The 18,418-nt window shown below is 53.4% G+C and carries 15 protein-coding genes; 6 read left to right on the top strand and 9 right to left on the bottom strand.

The window, feature by feature from the left end; all coding sequences use genetic code 11:
* Positions 1-54: 54 nt before the first annotated feature.
* On the bottom strand, positions 55-816 hold the full coding sequence (locus FYJ73_RS06485) for a porin family protein (RefSeq protein ID WP_154533899.1): 762 nt from the start codon (positions 814-816) through the stop codon (positions 55-57).
* A 19-nt stretch (positions 817-835) separates the two neighbouring features.
* A complete protein-coding gene (locus tag FYJ73_RS06490) occupies positions 836-1,990 on the bottom strand; it encodes a PCMD domain-containing protein (protein WP_154533900.1) in 1,155 nt (384 codons plus the stop codon).
* A 203-nt stretch (positions 1,991-2,193) separates the two neighbouring features.
* Here FYJ73_RS06490 and dapB point away from each other — a divergent pair, with 203 nt between their 5' ends.
* From dapB to FYJ73_RS06510, 4 genes are all read left to right on the top strand, one after another.
* On the top strand, positions 2,194-2,949 hold the full coding sequence (dapB, locus tag FYJ73_RS06495) for a 4-hydroxy-tetrahydrodipicolinate reductase (protein WP_154533901.1): 756 nt from the start codon (positions 2,194-2,196) through the stop codon (positions 2,947-2,949).
* 24 nt (positions 2,950-2,973) lie between these two features.
* Positions 2,974-4,419 (top strand): signal peptidase I, encoded by a 1,446-nt coding sequence (gene lepB, locus FYJ73_RS06500; protein WP_154533902.1) that lies wholly within the window; start codon positions 2,974-2,976, stop codon positions 4,417-4,419.
* 80 nt (positions 4,420-4,499) lie between these two features.
* On the top strand, positions 4,500-4,928 hold the full coding sequence (locus FYJ73_RS06505; RefSeq protein WP_235899261.1) for a S26 family signal peptidase: 429 nt from the start codon (positions 4,500-4,502) through the stop codon (positions 4,926-4,928).
* 241 nt (positions 4,929-5,169) lie between these two features.
* Entirely contained in the window at positions 5,170-5,844 is a 675-nt protein-coding gene (locus tag FYJ73_RS06510) for a WbqC family protein (RefSeq protein ID WP_154533903.1), read from the top strand.
* Between the two features lie 406 nt (positions 5,845-6,250).
* Here the strand turns inward: FYJ73_RS06510 and FYJ73_RS06515 are convergent, their stop codons facing one another.
* Positions 6,251-7,627, bottom strand: a complete 1,377-nt coding sequence (locus FYJ73_RS06515; RefSeq protein WP_154533904.1) for a M16 family metallopeptidase — start codon at positions 7,625-7,627, stop codon at positions 6,251-6,253.
* A gap of 96 nt (positions 7,628-7,723) precedes the next feature.
* Between FYJ73_RS06515 and FYJ73_RS06520 the strand changes: the two genes are divergently transcribed.
* On the top strand, positions 7,724-8,671 hold the full coding sequence (locus FYJ73_RS06520; RefSeq protein ID WP_154533905.1) for a carbohydrate kinase family protein: 948 nt from the start codon (positions 7,724-7,726) through the stop codon (positions 8,669-8,671).
* 286 nt (positions 8,672-8,957) lie between these two features.
* A complete protein-coding gene (gene pnp, locus FYJ73_RS06525; RefSeq protein ID WP_154533906.1) occupies positions 8,958-11,273 on the top strand; it encodes a polyribonucleotide nucleotidyltransferase in 2,316 nt (771 codons plus the stop codon).
* Positions 11,274-11,506: 233 nt separating this feature from the next.
* Here pnp and FYJ73_RS06530 read toward each other — a convergent pair whose 3' ends face one another.
* The 6 genes from FYJ73_RS06530 to FYJ73_RS06555 all read right to left on the bottom strand — a co-directional run bounded on the left by FYJ73_RS06530 (position 11,507) and on the right by FYJ73_RS06555 (position 18,335).
* A complete protein-coding gene (locus tag FYJ73_RS06530; RefSeq protein WP_154533907.1) occupies positions 11,507-12,790 on the bottom strand; it encodes a Fic family protein in 1,284 nt (427 codons plus the stop codon).
* Positions 12,791-12,979: 189 nt separating this feature from the next.
* Complete coding sequence (locus tag FYJ73_RS06535) at positions 12,980-13,468, bottom strand: Dps family protein (RefSeq protein WP_154533908.1); 489 nt, start codon at positions 13,466-13,468, stop codon at positions 12,980-12,982.
* A gap of 195 nt (positions 13,469-13,663) precedes the next feature.
* Complete coding sequence (locus tag FYJ73_RS06540) at positions 13,664-14,545, bottom strand: AraC family transcriptional regulator (protein WP_154533909.1); 882 nt, start codon at positions 14,543-14,545, stop codon at positions 13,664-13,666.
* 12 nt (positions 14,546-14,557) lie between these two features.
* Complete coding sequence (locus FYJ73_RS06545) at positions 14,558-15,739, bottom strand: AGE family epimerase/isomerase (protein WP_154533910.1); 1,182 nt, start codon at positions 15,737-15,739, stop codon at positions 14,558-14,560.
* 5 nt (positions 15,740-15,744) lie between these two features.
* Positions 15,745-17,094 (bottom strand): MFS transporter, encoded by a 1,350-nt coding sequence (locus FYJ73_RS06550; protein ID WP_154533911.1) that lies wholly within the window; start codon positions 17,092-17,094, stop codon positions 15,745-15,747.
* Between the two features lie 71 nt (positions 17,095-17,165).
* Positions 17,166-18,335 carry a glycoside hydrolase family 130 protein gene (locus FYJ73_RS06555; RefSeq protein ID WP_154533912.1) on the bottom strand — a complete coding sequence of 390 codons (1,170 nt, stop codon included), beginning with the start codon at positions 18,333-18,335 and terminating at the stop codon, positions 17,166-17,168.
* Positions 18,336-18,418 lie beyond the last annotated feature (83 nt).

Raw genomic sequence — 18,418 nt, forward strand, 5'->3', positions numbered from 1 at the left:
AACCTTTTACTTTAGAAAGAACTAACAATAATGTATGTTTCTGATTTCAATGATTTACCGATGTTTGAGCCGATAGCTTACGCCCACAGAGGCAAAGATAGGGTAGAGCGACTGCTCTACGGCAGTGAAACCGCTGTGGTGGATGCCGCTGAGTCCCCAGCTGAGGTTGGCAAAGATCGCCGTACGCTGCCAGATGCGATACTCCCCGCCGACATCCACGCCCCATTGCAGGTGACGCATGTCATCGCTGAAGTCATAGTCGCCGCGCGTGCTCTCGTCGCCACCGAGAGTCACCTTGGCACCCGTGGGATCGCCTACACGCAGATAGCCATCGTGGGCGTAGCCCGTGAACTTGCGTTGGGTGAGCACCGAAAGATAAGGTCCGGCATGGAGCGAAAGACGGTTCGTAGCCTGCCAACGGGCGCGCAAAGGGATAGTGAGCATCCACTCTGTCACCTCAGTCGTGACGTCACCGGTGAACATACCGGCGAGCTTCTCACCGCCGCGCACCACTTCCTCGTGGTAGTTCTTTACGCGTGCGTCCTCTTTCATGCCTTTGTTCTCTATTTGCAGCCCCAGTGTCAGTCCCCAGCGGTCGTCAAGGGCTTTGTCAGCCTCCACGCCGAGCACCAGGTTGGGTTGCAGCGTGTAGCTGTTGAGTCGGCGTATTGATGCCGGCATACCCACGGGTGCCGTACCACCGATGTTGTAGCCGAGATGCATTTTCAGTTCCATGTTGTCCATCAGTCCTTTGGCCTGAGCGTTTACGGCAAGGGCGGGCAGGAGCATGAGAGCGAGTGCTTTTATTTTATTCATCGTCATGGTGTCTAAGAGATTATTGTTCTTTTTTGCATACCAGTCTCACTTTGTCGACGCAGAGCGTAGAGCCGATGGCTCCCTCAAACTGGTCACCATCGGCACTGGACGAGAAGACGATGGTGAGGCTGTAGCCGCGCTGCTTGAGCAGGTCGAGGTCGATGTCGCTGAGATAATTAAAGTCGATGGAGAACGGCGTCCACTCTTTTGTGGGTTTCACCATGCCCATGTCGGCAATGGCGACGATCTGCGGACTTGTCTTTACATTGTCGCCGTAGAGCGTCACGGCGTTGCCTTGATCGTCGTGGTTGCGGTAGAGCACGGCGTAGATGGCAGCCTGGTCGGTGCGGTCAGCCACGGTGTTGCCCTTGGGATCCTGGAAGGTAGTTCCCGGCTGATAGGTATAGTAGCCCGTAAGCTTCATCGGCTGTCGGTCGAAGACCTGTCCGAAGTGTGTTGCCTTCATAGCATCTGTCAGCGCACTGGCCATGTCGAAGGTGCCGATGAAGAGGTTTCCGGCCGCGATGCGCTTGTTGACCATCGCTCCGAAAGGTCCCGTGCTGCGTGTGGTGAGCTTCACGGCGGCACCGTCGTAGCCGTCGGCTAAAGGTGCCGTCGGGTATTCGTCGGGTTTGGCAGAGCCCATGCTGAGGCTGAAGCCTGGGTTGCCGTTGGCCCAGTCGCCGGCGCTGCTGCCATCGTTGCGCAGGATATGCCAGACATAATAATGTCCCTTCGGCTCCAGCTCATAGTGCTCGAAGTCGAATCTCACCGTGTCGTTGGTCATGCGTGCCATGGGTCTTACCTCCACGGTGTAGTTGCGGTGCCAGTGTCCGTCCTCCGAGACGACCTGGTAATACCATTTACCGCCTGTCGCATTGTCGACCTCGCTGCCGGTCATCACCGCTTTGGCACCCGGTGTCAGCTGCAATGTCGGCGTGAGCAGGCTGAGATCAGCCTCGTGGTCGCGTCTGACCTCAAAGGAGATGAGGCTGTCGGTGGACAGCACGTCGCGTGCCGTGTCGGACAGCTGATAGAAAGTAGCCAACGGGTTGTCGGTGTGCAGACTCACGTGCGTGATGTCGCACTCGCTGTTGAGCGGCTCCTCTTTGAAGCAGGAACTCAGCGTCAGCGTAGCAGCCAACAAGGGCAGAGTGTAGAAGTATCTTTTCATTCCTTGAAAGTGTTATGTAATGGCATATATAGCCCGAAAACATCTACAAAGTTACACGTTTTTTATTTAAATGGATGTTACCAAAGGGATAATAGCGGTTAAAAGTATCTAATGCGGTTCATTTTGAATAATTTAAGCGACAAAAACAACGTCTTTTGCCATAAAATCGCTAATTTTGCAGAAACGTTTAATTCCGGAAATACATGAAGATAGCTTTGATTGGCTACGGCAAGATGGGACACATGATCGAGCAGATCGCCCTGGAGCGTGGCCACGAGATTGTTTGTAAGATTGATGTCAACAACCAGGACGACTTCGACAGCCCCGCCTTTGCGTCGGCCGACGTCGCCATAGAGTTCACAAACCCCACGGCTGCCTACGGCAACTATCTGCGCGCTTTTGCCCACAACGTCAAGGTGGTGAGCGGCTCCACCGGCTGGATGAAAGACCACAAGGCTGATGTGGAGGCACTCTGCAAGGACGGCAAGCAGACGCTCTTTTGGGCCAGCAACTTCTCCATTGGCGTGGCGATCTTCTCGGCCGTCAATAAGTATCTGGCCAAAATCATGAACCAGTTCCCACAGTACGACGTGAAGATGACCGAAACCCACCATATCCATAAGCTCGACGCACCGTCGGGCACCGCCATCACCTTGGCGGAGGATATCATCGACAACCTCGACCGCAAGACATCGTGGAAGGCCGGCACCACCGTATGGGACGACGGACATGTCGACGGAACTGAGGACCACAAGGCCGATGAGCTGCTTGTCGACAGCATCCGCCACGACGAGGTGCCCGGCATCCATTCCATCGCTTACGACTCTGAGGCCGACTGCATCACCATCACCCACGACGCTCACAGCCGCAAGGGCTTTGCCCTCGGTGCCGTGCTCGCCGCCGAGTTCACCAAAGACCATAAGGGACTGCTCACCACGAGCGATCTGTTTAAGTTCTAAAACCGTTATCCAATAACAAAAGAAATGATCGATAAGGAAAAAGCTAAGATGAACATGAAGAAGCAGTGGATCAAGTTTGGCGTGGTCACTGCCCTCTATCTGCTCTTCCTCCTGTGGGTGAAGAGCTGGCTGGGACTGATCGTCGTCCCGTTCATCTTCGATAACTATATCACCAAGAAGATTCGCTGGACCTGGTGGAAGGACGCCGAGGGTCCCGTGCGCTTCATCATGAGCTGGGTCGACGCGCTGGTCTTCGCCCTCGTGGCCGTGTACTTCATCAACCTCTTTGCTTTCCAGAACTACGTCATCCCGTCGAGTTCCCTGGAGAAGAGCTTGCTCACGGGCGACTACCTCTTTGTTTCCAAGCTCAGCTACGGTCCCCGTATCCCTGAGACACCGCTTACCATGCCGCTCACGCAGCACACGCTGCCCATCATACACACCAAGAGCTACGTCGAGTGGCCGCATTGGGACTACCGCCGCGTGAAGGGGCTTGGCCATGTGAAGCTCAACGACATCGTGGTCTTCAACTATCCTGCCGGTGACACCATTCTCACCGAAGACCAGTTCGCCAACAGTTACTACACGATGTGCTACGACTTTGGTACGGAGCTCTACCAAGCCCAGAACCCCAATCCCGTCAATCCGGCTACACTCAACCGTCAGGGACAGCTCGACTACTTCAATATGATCTATAACCTGGGACGGGAATATATCGTGCAGAATCCGGTGAAGTATGGCATGATCGACCATCGTCCCACCGACCGCCGCGAGAACTATGTCAAGCGCTGCGTCGGTTTGCCGGGTCAGACCCTGCAGATCAAAAACCGTATCGTCTACCTCGATGGCAAGCCCAACAAGGAGCCCGACAACGTACAGTACTTCTATTATGTCAAGCTCAAGCGTGACCTGCCCGACGACGTGCTGAAAGATTTGGGCATCTCCATGGAAGACCTGGGATATCTCAACCAGGGCGGTGCCATGCCGCTGACCAAGCGCGCTGTGAACTATCTCTCCCACCGCAAGGATCTCGTAGCCAGCATCCACATCGTCAACGACGCAGTCACCGGCGATCTCTATCCGATGAACATGGTCACAGGATGGACACGCGACAACTACGGACCGATCTGGATCCCGAAGAAAGGAGCCACTCTCAAGCTCACCATGGACAACATTGCCATCTATGAGCGACCCATCCGTGTCTATGAGCACAACCAACTGGTGGTGAAAAACAACCGCATCTATATCAACGGCAAGCCTGCCAACAGCTATACATTCAAGATGGACTACTACTGGATGATGGGTGACAACCGCCACAACTCCGAGGACTCTCGCTACTGGGGCTTTGTGCCGGAAGACCATATCGTGGGCAAGCCCATCTTCATCTGGTGGAGTTCCGATCCCGACCGCCATGGTTTCAGTGGCATCCGATGGAACCGCCTCTTCCGCTGGGTAGACAACATCAAATAATATCGGACAGCCATGACACGCCCCTCGCGGCGTGCCGTGGCTCTTCCGTTTTTGTTCACTCCTTATTATATATATAGATCTTGCTGAAGCAAACGCTGAAATTTGTCATTGCGCTGTGTGTAGCCACTGCTTTCATGGTGGCCGTGCATGCCTTTGCCTTTGCCGTCTGCACACTTCCTACAGGGTTCGGTAACGAGTACCATAAGGGCGATCGTGTGGTGGTGAACAAGCTCGTGCGTGACAGTTTTCGTCGGGGCGATCTGGTGCTGTACTATCCCGACTGGCGCGTCACCAGCCGCTATGCCGACAGTCCGATGAATATCGGACGCATAGAAGCCATCCCCGGCGACACCATCCGGCTGGGCAAGGACCGCTTCCGCATTCCTCTGCGCTGCTGCCATAAGTGCCGTTGCATGGACTGCAAGCTCTATCTCGTCAATACCGGGCAAGGACAGACCCTCGTGCATCTCCATCAGATCGTGGGAAAGGCCTACCGACTCACGCCATAAAGCGCCTTGCGGTTTCGTACCGCGTCTTGCCTTCTGTGTGCCGCGTCTTGTCTTCTGTGTGCCGCGTCTTGCCTTCTGTGTGCCGCGTCTTGCCTTCTGTGTGTCGCGTCTTGCCTTTGTGTGCAACCGTTGGGTTTGCCGCTGTTGTGCAGCGGCCCAGTGCTTGCCTTGCCGCAGCCCAGTTCTTGCCTCGCCGCAGTCTTCCTGCTTTCATTCATCCTTCATCATTTATCACTCAGCATTGAACACTCTTCTTTCCGCCACATACTTTGGCCCCGTACAATGGTATCAGAAGCTCAACAGATCGGGGCTGTGCTATATCGAGCAGCATGACAACTTCATCAAGCAGACCTACCGCAACCGCTGTGTCATCGCCACGACACAGGGCACACAAGCCCTTACCGTCCCTATCGAGCGCTACGACGGACTGAAATGCGAGATGCGTGACATACGCATCAGCGACCACGGTGCCTGGCGTCATCTCCACTGGAATGCCCTCGTCTCTGCCTACGGCGAGAGCCCCTTCTTTGAGTTCTATGCCGACGACCTACGGCCGTTCTTCGAAAAGAGGTGGCAGTTTCTCTATGACTACGACCTTGCCATCACCGAGAAGATGTGCGAGCTGTTGGATATCCATCCCACGTTGAGACGTACAGAAGAATACATCAAATTGCCCGATTCCACCGCTGGTGATAACACAAAAGCCGCTTTGATACCTTCCGATGGAATCGCTGGTAATCTCATGCAATGGGCCGACTACCGTGAAGTCATCCGTCCGAAGCATCCATTGCCCGACGCAGACTTTCAGCCCCGCCCTTATTATCAGGTCTACAAGCAGAAGTTCGGCTTCCAGCCTAACCTCAGCATTCTCGACCTGCTGTTTAATGAAGGCAACGAAGCCGTGCTTTTCCTTTGATGTTTTTTCTGACAAAAGTAGTGCCGCGCGGACTTTCAATCTAGAGAAAGCGGCATAGTTGAAAAACGCAAAAAGCAAGGTGAAAACAGCAAAATTACTAAATGAAATGATGAAAACAGTGAGATGAGCGATACAAATCAGTTGTTTTACTTGATAAAACCATTGAGTTGTGAAGGTCAAATCACTGAGATGACACGATGAAAAAGGTACTTTGACACAAAATTCTCTAGAGAATTTTTGCTCAAAGTACCTTTTTGTGTTTGCAAGAAAAGTGTGGTTTTTATAACTTGTTGTGTCTTAGTGATTTACAAAAAGCTGCCAAAATTCGCGAAATTCGGCCCGAGGAGAGTGTCGTTTCAGAAAATCGCCTGCATTTGGGCGGAAAAATGTCAGTTTATCCAACAAATTATTTATATATCAACGTGGTCCACCTCTCCGGTGCCATGATGTCCGCAGCCACCTGCTGGATCTGTTCCGACGTCACGGCGTCGATTTTCTCGTAGAGCGCGGTGATGTCTTTCTCCCAACCATAGTGGAGGAAGCTCTTGCCAAAGTCCAGGGCAAAGTTCTCACGATTGTCGCATGCCACACCGATCTGCCCTTTGATCTGTTTCTTCGCAGCGTGGAGCTGTCGCTCGGTCAACGGCTTGTCGATGAACTTCTCCACCACGCCGCGTGTCAGCCGGAGGCATCGTTTGATGTCGTGCTCATCACAACCGAAGTATATGCTCCATATTCCCGTGTCGCCATAGCTGACCATTGTACTCTCCACAGTATAGACGAGTCCGTTGCGCTCTCGCAGTGCGAGGTTGAGCTTAGCGTTCATTCCCGGTCCGCCGATGATGTTGTTGAGCAGATAGAGTGCTATTCGGCGGCTGTCATGCACGTCGTAAGCTCTGTGACCGACCATCACATGAGCCTGATGTGTCTGTTTATCAATGATATACGTGCTGTTTGATAACAATTCATCTTTTTGTCGCAGTTTGCCTTCCGGGGCGCTTTCTGCCTTTTCTTCTTTTTGTCGCAGAAGACCGGTGGCGGTGTCTTGCCCCTCTTCTTCTTTTTGTCGCAGTGGGTCGGTTGGGGTGGATGACGTCATGGATAAGGAAGAGACTGGAGAAAGTAGCAGCCGGTCTTGATCTGCACCCTTTTGAGCTTTCAAGTCCTTCGTTGCTTTGTCGATCAGACGCACGAGGCGATGGAAATCCACGTCACCGTAGGCGAAGAAGATCGCATTGTCAGGTCGGTAGTAGCGGTGCGTAAAGCGCTGAGCGTCAGCTGTGGTATAGCTGCGCACACGGTCGGCAGTGCCGAGAATGTTATGGCCTAAGGGGTGGCCACGGAAGATGAGGTTTTCAAACTCGTCGTAGATGAGTTCGGCGGGCGAGTCGTTGTAGCTCTCGATCTCGTCACAGATGACTTCCACCTCCTTGTCGATTTCCTGCTGGGGATAGGTAGAGTGGAAGACGATGTCGGTGAGCAGATCCACGGCCCTGGGCATGTGGTCCTTGAGGATAGCGGCATAGTAGGTGGTGTCCTCCTTGTTGGTGAACGCGTTGAGGTCCCCGCCGACACTCTCCAGACAGTTGAGTATCTCGAGTGCGTGTCGTCGCTGAGTGCCCTTGAAGGTAGTGTGCTCGCAGAAGTGCGCGAGCCCCTCTTCGCCGGGAGCTTCGTTGCGTGAGCCGGCGTTGATCTGATAGCCGCAGTAGACCACGGGTGCTGTGGAGGGCAGATGGATGATGCGCAGTCCGTTGGACAGCGTAAAGGTGTTATATTTCATTTCGCCTGCAAAAATACGCAAAATCCCTTTGAATTATGCTATATTTTTCGGATATTTGCACTTTGAAAATCACCCCAAAGAAAATATATACTAAGTATGCGAAAAGTAATAGGAATAGGAGAGACCGTGCTTGACATCATCTTCAAGCACAAGCAGCCCATCGGTGCTTATCCCGGCGGCTCGTCGTTCAATGCCATCATCTCGTTGGCTCGTTCGGGCGTGAACACCACATTCATCAGTGAAACCGGCAATGACCTCGTTGGACAGAATATCCTTTGTTTTCTCAAAGACAATGGCGTGGACACTGCCAACGTCAATATCTTCCCGGAGTCGAAGTCGCCGGTATCGCTTGCCTTCCTTGACGACAACAACGACGCGCAGTACATCTTCTATAAAGACCACCCTCACGATCAGCTTGACTTTGTCTATCCTGACATCCAGCCCGACGACATCGTTGTCTTCGGCTCGTTCTTTGCCGTCAACCCCGTCATCCGTCCGCAGATCGTCGGACTGCTTGACTATGCGCGCAATCATGGTGCCATCATCTACTACGACGTCAACTTTCGGTCGTCACACCGCGACGAGGTGATGAAGATCACGCCCAACTATCTCGAGAATCTCGAGTATGCCGACATCGTGCGCGGCAGTCACGAGGACTTTGAAGTGCTCTACAAGCTCAGCGATCCCGACAAAGTCTACAACTCCGAGATCTCGTTCTATTGCAAGAAGTTCATCTACACTCAGGGAGCCCGCCCTGTGGAGCTTCGCGCCGACGGCGGTTTTCGCAAGAGCTATCCGGCCATCGAGACACCGACGGTCAGCACGGTGGGCGCCGGCGACAACTTCAATGCCGGACTCATCTATGGTATGGTGAAATATGGTATCACGCGTGAGGATATCGAGCGCGGGCTCACCGAGGAGCAGTGGGACAGCATCATCGCCTGTGCCCAGGAGTTCTCCGCGGCAGCTTGTCAGAGCATTTATAACTACATCTCCAAGGAGTTTGGCGAAGAGAAACGTCGGCAGCTCGGCCAAAAAGCATAGGGAAGGGCGGCGGACAACCGTCAGTCTTTCTCTGTCATCAGCCCCGGCATATGTCTTGCCACTATGTTGGGGCGGTGTCGGAATCCAGCATGATGCATCGTAAGGTTTTTGGCGGGGCATCATGCTTTTTTTCTTCTTCCTGTCGTGGCAATTTCGTCAAAGAGCGGAAGACATTAATAAAAAAGAATAAATTTCCGCGCTGCAATTTGCTTATGTCCTATAAAAGAGGTATATTTGCACGATTTATTTTGATGTTTGTACAAAAACGAAGTTTTTTAGATTTTAGATGAACGTAATTACAAAAACCGTTCAGTTGCCAGATGGAAGAACCATCTCAATTGAAACCGGAAAGGTTGCAAAGCAAGCCGATGGCGCTGCTGTCCTGCGTATGGGCAACACCGTGCTGCTTGCTACCGTTTGCGCAGCCAAAGAGGCAGTTCCGGGAACAGATTTCATGCCTTTGCAAGTAGACTATCGTGAGCAGTACAGTGCTGCAGGCCGCTTCCCGGGCGGATTCACTAAGCGTGAGGGTAAAGCCAGCGATGAGGAGATCCTTGTCTCCCGTCTGGTAGACCGTGCCCTGCGCCCTCTCTTCCCTTCTGACTATCACTGCGAGGTGTATGTGCAGGTGATGTTGCTCTCCGCCGACGGCGTGGATCAGCCCGACGCACTGGCTGGTTTTGCCGCATCCGCAGCTATGGCTTGCTCTGACATTCCTTTTGACTATACAATCTCTGAGGTACGCGTGGCCCGCATCAACGGCGAGTACGTGATCAACCCCACCTTCCAGCAGATGGCCGACGCCGACATGGACTTGATGGTCGGTGCTACCAAGGACAACATCATGATGGTGGAAGGCGAGATGAAAGAGGTTCAGGAGAAAGACCTCATCGACGCCCTCAAGGCTGCACACGCTGCCATCAAGCCGATGTGTGAGCTGCAGGACGAGTTGGCTAAGGAACTCGGCACTGACAAGAAGCGCGAGTACGACGATGAGATCAACGACGAAGACCTGCGCCAGCAGATCAAGGACGAACTCTATAAGCCCTGCTACGAGATCAACCATAAGGCTCTGCCTAAGCAGGAGCGCAACGACGCTTACGACAAGGTGCTCGCTGACTTCCTGGAGAAGTACGACGCCGCCCACACGGATCTCTCCGAGGAGGATCTCGAGGAGAAGCACGCTGAGGCTACCCGCTACTATGCCGACGTGATGCGCGACGCCATGCGCCGTTGCATCCTCGACGAAGGCCTGCGTATGGATGGCCGCGGCACTACCGACATCCGTCCTATCTGGTGTGAGGTCTCGCCGCTGCCCATGCCCCACGGATCAGCTATCTTCCAGCGTGGTGAGACCATGTCGCTCACTACCTGTACGCTCGGTACGAAGCTCGACGAGAAACTGGTCGATGGTGTGCTCAACCGCGGCTATCAGCGTTTCCTGCTCCACTATAACTTCCCACCATTCTGCACCGGTGAGGCTAAGGCACAGCGCGGCGTAGGTCGTCGCGAGATTGGTCACGGCCACTTGGCATGGCGCGCACTGAAGGGTCAGATCCCTGAGGACTTCCCTTATACCGTGCGTCTGGTGAGCCAGGTGCTCGAGTCCAACGGCTCAAGCTCTATGGCTACTACCTGTGCCGGCACGCTGGCACTGATGGATGCCGGTGTTCCTATGAAGAAGCCGGTGGCTGGTATTGCCATGGGACTCATCCACAACCCCGGTGAGGAAGGCTACGCAATCCTGAGCGATATCCTCGGCGATGAGGATCACCTCGGCGATATGGACTTCAAGACCACGGGTACACGTGACGGTCTGACCGCTACTCAGATGGATATCAAGTGCGACGGTCTGCCATTCGAAATCCTGGAGAAAGCCCTCATGCAGGCTAAGGCTGGTCGTGAGCATATCATGAACGAGATGATGAAGACCATCTCTGAGCCCCGCAAGGAGCTGAAACCGCAGGTGCCCCGCATCGTTGCTCTTACCATTCCTAAGGAGTTCATCGGTGCTGTCATTGGCCCCGGCGGAAAGATCATCCAGCAGATGCAGGAAGACACGGGTGCTACCATCACCATCGACGAGGCCGACGGTGTGGGCAAGGTGCAGGTTTCTGCTCCCAACAAGGACAGTATCGACGCTGCGCTGGCCAAGATCAAGGCGATCGTGGCAGTGCCTGAGGTCGGTGAAGTCTACGACGGTACGGTGAAGAGCATCATGCCTTATGGTTGCTTTGTAGAGATTCTGCCGGGCAAGGAAGGCTTGCTCCACATCTCTGAGATCGCTTGGAAGCGTCTCGAGACGGTCGAGGAGGCTGGCATCAAGGAAGGTGACAAGATCAAGGTCAAACTGCTCGAGATCGATCCTAAGACTGGTAAGTACAAGCTCTCTCACCGTGTGCTCATCGACAAGCCCGAGGGCTATGTCGAGCGTGAGCGTCGCCCACGTGGTGAGCGTGGCGATCGTGGTGAGCGTCGTCCACGTCGCGAGGGTGGCAACAACGGTGGCGAGCGCCGTCCCCGTCGTTTCGAGCACCACGACAATGCTGAGGCTCCCAAGGACTTCAGCGACAAGCTCGATCACAGCAACGATGTAGATTAATCTGCAATTTTGGCGTAGAGGGTTCACATCTCGTTGTGTTGCATCCTCTACACCTTATTATATATAAGCGCCCCCATATCGCTTCAGGCTGATATGGGGGCGCGTTGCGTTTCAAGAAAACGCTTGGTATTATCTCTCACATAGAGCCACTGAGAGGCGGAGAAGGCTTCGCCTTGTGAGAGCATGGAGGAGCAGGAGTGGTAAGAGTAGGGCAGTATGAGCTGCAATTTGGTCTATTTTACCAGATAGGCGCAGTATTTGTTCAACAGAAGGGAAGCCGGGAGCTCTCCTTTCTCATAGCGCTCAGCATCCAATGCTTGTATCGGCATGTCTATAGGAGTGCCGTCTTGAAAAGTGGTGAGCAGACGGGTTGCATTACCTTTTCCAGTGATTTGTATCTGAGAGAAGAGCGGAGAGATATCGCTGTCGATGTACACGATGGCATAGCTTGGACGTTTGGCACCTGGAACCTCCTCTTTCAGTACGTGCTTCTGAACCAAATCCTGAATGTCGCGGTTGGCAGTGTCCTTTGAGCATTTGTTGAGTGCAGCCCATTGCTTTGTGGTTATCTTCGACTCATAGCCGTCAAGAAACAGGTTGATGGTATGTTTCTGTCTCTCTGTCATCGGCAGGTCGTGAGCACGATTCCAGAAGACGGCTTTGTTCAGAACCAGGTTGAGCATACCGGCAGACGTGTCGAGAGCACGTATCAGCGTGGTGATATACCATTGTATCCATTCCGTCAGGTCACCATTGCCTTTCTGCGCACGCTCCAGTATCTCGTAATAGTGTTTCTTGTCGCTATTGATAGCGGAGGATATATTGTAGAACCGGAACTTACTCTTTTCGCCGCGGGCGAGCATCATGTCGGACAGAATCCTTGCCAGCCGCCCGTTTCCGTCTTCAAAGGGATGGATGGAGACAAACCAGAAATGGGCAATGGCGGAGCGAATCAGATAGGAGTCTTGTGTCTCGCTGTTAAACCATTCGATGAACCGGCTCATCTCTGTCTCTATTCTGTCGGGCTTGGGAGCCACATAGTGCACCCTTTCGCGCCCGAGATAACCTGAGATGATATGCTCGTCATGGCTTCTGTATCTGCCGGTCTCTATCTGTTCGCCTGCACTGAATCCCGTAGGGAAGAAAGCTGTCTGCCAGCCACATAGTATCTGCTTGGTGATAGGACGGTCGTAGTGCTCAACGGCATCGAGCATCACAGCGACCACGGCATCGATATAGTGCGAGGGAGCCACAAACTTCGTGCTCTCTATTCCTAATCGAAGCGCTATGGACGACCGCACCTGATCGGCATTGAGATTGATGCCTTCGATCTCAGAGGAGTAGACTATGTCGTGGGTGAGGTTCTCGGCCATGGCACCGAGACGGCTGTCAAAGCCCAGTTGCCCTAATTGCCCATAAAGCGATCCTAGCTTATGGGAAGCCTGTTCCAGTGGGAGTAAAATGGCATTGGCATCCCATCGGAAATCTGTCCAGTTGTCTCTTTCGTGTATATACATGGTGCTGCTTTTGGTGAGTTTGCGGCATTCTCTTTCAAATAACGCCGCATGATCTGCGGCAAAATTAAAAAAAAAAAGCCGCATCGGCAAATTTCCTTAAGGGAAATCTTTGCCAATGCGGCGATGAAGGGTGAATCAATTCTCTATGTGTTGTAAGCTATGTGAGGCTTGGGAGCCGTCGTCGTTGCGTCATTTAGCGCACTTGGGCGAGTTGAAGGCCACGAGCATCCAAACGGTCTTCTCCTGCTCCTTGAGGTAGTCGCTCATCAGTGCCACGGTGACTTCGTCGCCAGCGTCGGCAGCTAAGCGGAGTACTTCGCGCTCTTGAGCGATGAGCGTCTTGAGGGTGTCGAGGACATACTCCACGGCATTGCAGCCAGTCTCAGGCACGTCGAGTTCCTGTACCTTTGCCACCTTGAGGTAAGCCGAGAAGCGGCTTTCGGGTGTGCCGTCGAGTTGGAGGATGCGCTCAGCGATCTCGTCGATCTTAGCGGCTGCGTCGTCGTAGAGCTCCTCGTATTTCTCGTGCATGATGAAGAAGCCATGTCCGCGTACGTTCCAGTGGAGGTTGCGCAAGTTGGTGTAGTGAATCTGGAAGTCTGCAAGCAGTTGAGCCAGAGCGTTGACGACGTTGAGAGTGAGCTCGCTGTTGAGTCCGGTGAAATTCAGAGTCTTCATAATGTTATTCGTTTTTGTGGTTGATAATCTTGTTTTCTTTTCTCTGGTGCAAAGATAGAGATTTCTTTCCATGGTCGCAACAGCCTTTTTCTATGGTGCGATAGACAAAATGAATAGACAAAGAAAAAGCACTGTCTGTCAGTGCGTTAGACTGACAAACAGTGCTTTTGTCTTTTTCTGTGATTGCGAATATTTTCAGATGATAATCCTCACCTTCTTGTATTGCTCTCGGAACTCACTGGGCGTGCATCCTTTCTTGCGTTTAAAGATGCGGTTGAAGTTGCTCATGTTGTTGTATCCGCACTTGAAGCATATCTCGCCCACGCTCTCGTTGGTGTCGATGAGCATGCGTGTGGCGTTGCCCATGCGTATGTCGATGATGTAATCGCTCAGCGTGCGGCCCGTGTGCTGCTTGAAGAAACGGCTGAAAGAACTCTTGCTCATGTTGGCAATGCCAGAGAGATCTTCGAGCATGAGCTCGTTCATATAGTTCTCGGCGATATAGTTTTTCACTTTGAGAATGCGCCGGCTGTCGTCCTCGATATCCACTTTGGCATAGCTGGTCGTGGCGAGCGTACGCATGCCCTCACTGTTGGCGAGGGTGTTGAGAATCTCCAGGAACTGTATCGTAGCCTTGAACTTATCGCCCTGATGCCCGAGGTTCTCCAGCTTCTCATAGATTTTTATGATGGTGCTGATGGGGAAGGCGATGCCTTTCTGTGCCTCTATGAGCATCTTGCGGATGTTGTCGAAGGGTGTTTTGGCCAGCAGTCCGTCGTTGAGATTACCGAGATCGAACTGAATGGTGATCTCCCGGATGTCGTCGCTATGGCAGTCGCCTTGCTCCCATACATGCTCGAGCTCATTGCTGCTGATGAGTACAAGGTCATAGTCACCGATGACTTCACTGCTGTCGCCCACGATTCGCCTGACGCCTTTAGCGTTTTCAACAAAGTTCAACTCACAGACCTCATGGCAGTGGATAGGGTAGGTGAACTCTTTCTTGTGTCGCTCCACTATATAGAGGATGTCCTTGTCCATCAATGGAGTAATCTCATGCAAAACGTGGCTGTTCATAGTTGTAGGGCTTTAAAATTGTCGTTCAATGATTTCCAGACACATGCGGCTGTTGTGATAAGGGCATTTCCAGAATCCGGCCTTGTCGTCTTCAAGATTGATCTTGCCGTTGTCGTCGACAGCCCAGTGCCATTCGCCGTTGACATGGTCCACGAGATGCTTGTCGATAAACGTCCAGCAGTCCTTGGCTACTTTCAGTGCAGGCGTGTCGTGGAAGTACTGATAGAGGTTCGCATGTCCGATGACATTCTCGCAGAGCACCCACCACTGGCGCTGGCGGTCGGTCTTGCCGGTGTCCTTCCAATGCTCATAGATCATAGAGCCGTCGGGTTGCAGACCTTCGTCGGCGGCTTTTGCCAAGTCCACGACAATGGGTCCGAGCTTTGTCTTCACGTCGTCCTCACCGAGTACGAGGGCGGTTTCCCACAGCAGCCAGGTAGCTTCGATGTCGTGACCGTAGCTCTCTATGTTGCGGCGGCCGTGCCACTCGTTGTCGAAGAACAGGTCGAGATGATGAGTCTCCTTATTATATAGCTTGTCGGTGAAGACGTCGAGCAACCGATGAATGCTCTCGCGCAACTCCTTGGAAGGCCATACACGGTAGAGGTTGGTATAAGGTTCGATGACATGCAAATGTGTGTTCATCGTCTTGGCACCGTTCTCGTCCTTGTCCGACAGACGCATGTCGGCGATAGGATTCCATTCGCGTGTCAGTGCCTCGACGTATCCGCCGTAGACCTCGTCGAAGGCGTGAGCCTCAATGTCGTGGTAGAGCTTGATGGCAGCGTCGAGCGATGACTTGTCGCCCGTGGCGCGCGCATACTCGCTGAGGCCATAGATGACGAAGCCGATGGCGTAGGTTTGCTTCTTGGTGTCGAGAGGCTTGCCCTCACAGTCAAGGCTCCAGTAGACGCCACCGTACTCTTTATCGATGAAATGGTCGAGAATATAGTCCTTGGCGCGTGTGGCGGCGTCGAAATATTCCTGCTTTTTCAGCACGCGGTAGGCGGCGGAGAATGCCCATAGGATACGTCCGTTGAGGATGGCTCCCTTCTCTGCTTCGGGGTGCACCTGGTCGTGACCGTCGATACGGCCGTAGTATCCGCCGTGCTCATTGTCGGTGACTTTATCGATCCAGTACCGGAGGATGTTGTCCTCAAGGCACTGTTTCATTTCTTTCTTGAGTGTTTCCATAGTTGTTATTTCTTAATGGGATAGAGATAGGACAGCAGCATCATGATCAATGCAAAGGCTGCCGGGAACAGAGAGAACAGGGCCCAGACCATCGTCAGCACGGAGTCGGTGATGGACTGCGGGTCGATGGTGGGGTTGCCAAACTGGTCGGTGATCATGTGCGCGCCGGCCAAACCAAGGAACATAGCGATCAGCGAACCAGAGATAGCTGTGCCAAACTTCTGTGCCATCGTACCGGAGGAGAAGATAAGACCTGTGGAGGAGGTACCGTTCTTCTTCGTTGCGTATTCGGCCACGTCGGCATACATTGACCACAGCAGTGGGGAGTAGATGCCTACACCGGCCGAAGTGAGGATGGTCACGCCGATCATCACCCAGATATAGGCTGGCTTCATCGGGATGAAGAAGAAAAGAATGGAGGTCACAAAACAGATGAAAGCTGAGAAGATAAACGTTTTGCGCTTCGAGCCCAGCCATTTGGTGCAGACCGGCGACAGACCGCCGAAGATCATGCAGGTCACCTCGCCGAAGGCCATGAACACCGTGTAGTTGATGATCAGGCTGCCTACAGTGATGTCACCGCCCATGCAGTAGGAGAACATATATCCGGCCACGGCATAGCGGAAACCATTGAAGAAGTTGGTGCAGACAGCCGTCAGCGTCATGAAGATCCAAGGTTTGTTTTTCACCAAGTCCACAAATTGCTTACCCGAAAACTTCTCGGCGCGCACGGGTTTGAGCCGTTCTTTGGTGAGCAGACCGCAGGCCAGTGTGCCCGCAGCGGCGAGGGCACCGAAGAAACAACCCAGCACGGCATACTGATGCTGGTCAGTGCCGCCGACAAACTTCTGAAGATAGGGGAAAGAGAGCAGGGTGACGAAGCCCATGGCATAGGCTCCCACCATGCGGAAAGCAGAGAACTGGTTCTTCTCGTTGTCGTCGTCGGTCATCACACCCAGCAAGGAGCCGAACGGCACATTGACGAGCGAATAGACCAGCATCATCAGTATATAGAAGAAGTAAGCATAGACTCGTTTGCCCACAGGACCGAGATCTGGTGTATAGAGTAGCAGGGCGAAGATGACACCCAAGGGGATGGAGCCGAAGATGACCCAAGGGCGGTAGGTGCCCCAGCGGCTCTGCGTGCGGTCGGCAATGACGCCGATAACTGGGTCGATGAAGACATCGATGAGACGCGCCACCAGCATCAGCACGGCAGCATCGTAGAATGTCAGACCGAAGACGTTGGTGAAGAATAGTGGAAAGGCTATGGACATGATCTTCCAAGTGATGCCGCCCGCAGCGGCATCACCGAGCGCATAGCCGATTTTTTCTGAAAGTTTGATTTTAGCCATTGGTAAGGATTCATTGACGAAGCCTTTGTCAGGGTTTTAGCGCTCTGACAAAGGCTTGTGTCGCTTATTGTTTATTTCAAGTTTTCTTTGTTTTTGGCGATGAGTTTCTTGATGGTTTCCACGCTCTTGCCGGTGGCGAAGCCGTCAGCGGGCGTGTGCATGCAGTAGTCCACGAGCTTGTCGATGGTCGAGGTGGCTACGTGCATACGGGTGTCGGAAGAGGCGTAGTAGATAAATACCTTGCCGTCTTCGTCAGCAATCCAGCCGTTGGAGAACACCACGTTCATCACGTCACCGATATACTCCTCGCCCTGAGGAACGAGGAAATAGCCGCCCGGCTGGGCAATGACGCGTGTGGGATCGTCGAGAGCTGTCATATACATATAGAGCACATAGCGCAGACCGCTGGCACAGCCGCGTACGCCGTGGGCGAGATGGAGCCAGCCTTGAGGAGTCTTGATGGGGTGGGGACCCTCACCGTTCTTCACTTCCATGATGGTGTGATAGTGGCGCAGGTTGATGATCTTCTCTTCCTTCACCTCAGCGTGCTCGATGTCGTCGACAAGTGCCCAGCCGATGCCACCGCCGGAACCAGCGTCGATGAAGCCGTCCTGAGGACGTGTGTAGAAAGCGTACTTTCCGTCGACAAACTCAGGGTGCAGCACGACGTTGCGTTGCTGGCTCTTGGATTTCAAGTCCGGCAGGCGTTCCCAGTTGATGAGGTCCTTCGTGCGGGCAATGCCGGCAGTGGCTGTTGCGGCACTCAGGTCACCGGGCTGACTGTCGTCGTGCCGCTCTGCGCAGAACACGCCGTAGATCCATCCGTCTTCGTGGGCGGTGAGACGCATGTCATAGACATTGGTGGCGGGGATCACATCCTCGGGCATGGTGATGGGCTCAGGCCAGAAACGGAAGTTGTCTACGCCGTTGGGGCTTTCGGCAACAGCGAAGAAGCTCTTGCGGTCGGCACCCTCCACACGCACGACAAGCAGGTATTTGCCATGCCACTTGATGGCTCCGCTGTTGAGCGTGGCGTTCATCATGATGCGCTGCATCAGGTAGGGATTATCATTCTCATTGAAGTCGTAGCGCCACTCCAGCGGCGTGTGCTCGGCAGTGAGAACAGGATATTTATAACGTGTGTAGATGCCGTTGCCCCATTCCAGCGGCTCGTTCTGGCGGGTAATCAATTCTTCATGGTGTGCGCGCAACTTGGCGACGCGGTCTTGGAATTCTGTCATTTGTGAATGGTTTTATCAGGTGATAATATATTTTTCTTTATTTGTGTTCTTGCCAATGCTGGCTCGTGGGGGATCTTCCTGTG

It is taken from the genome of Hallella mizrahii (assembly GCF_009695775.1).
GTDB lineage: Bacteria > Bacteroidota > Bacteroidia > Bacteroidales > Bacteroidaceae > Prevotella > Prevotella mizrahii.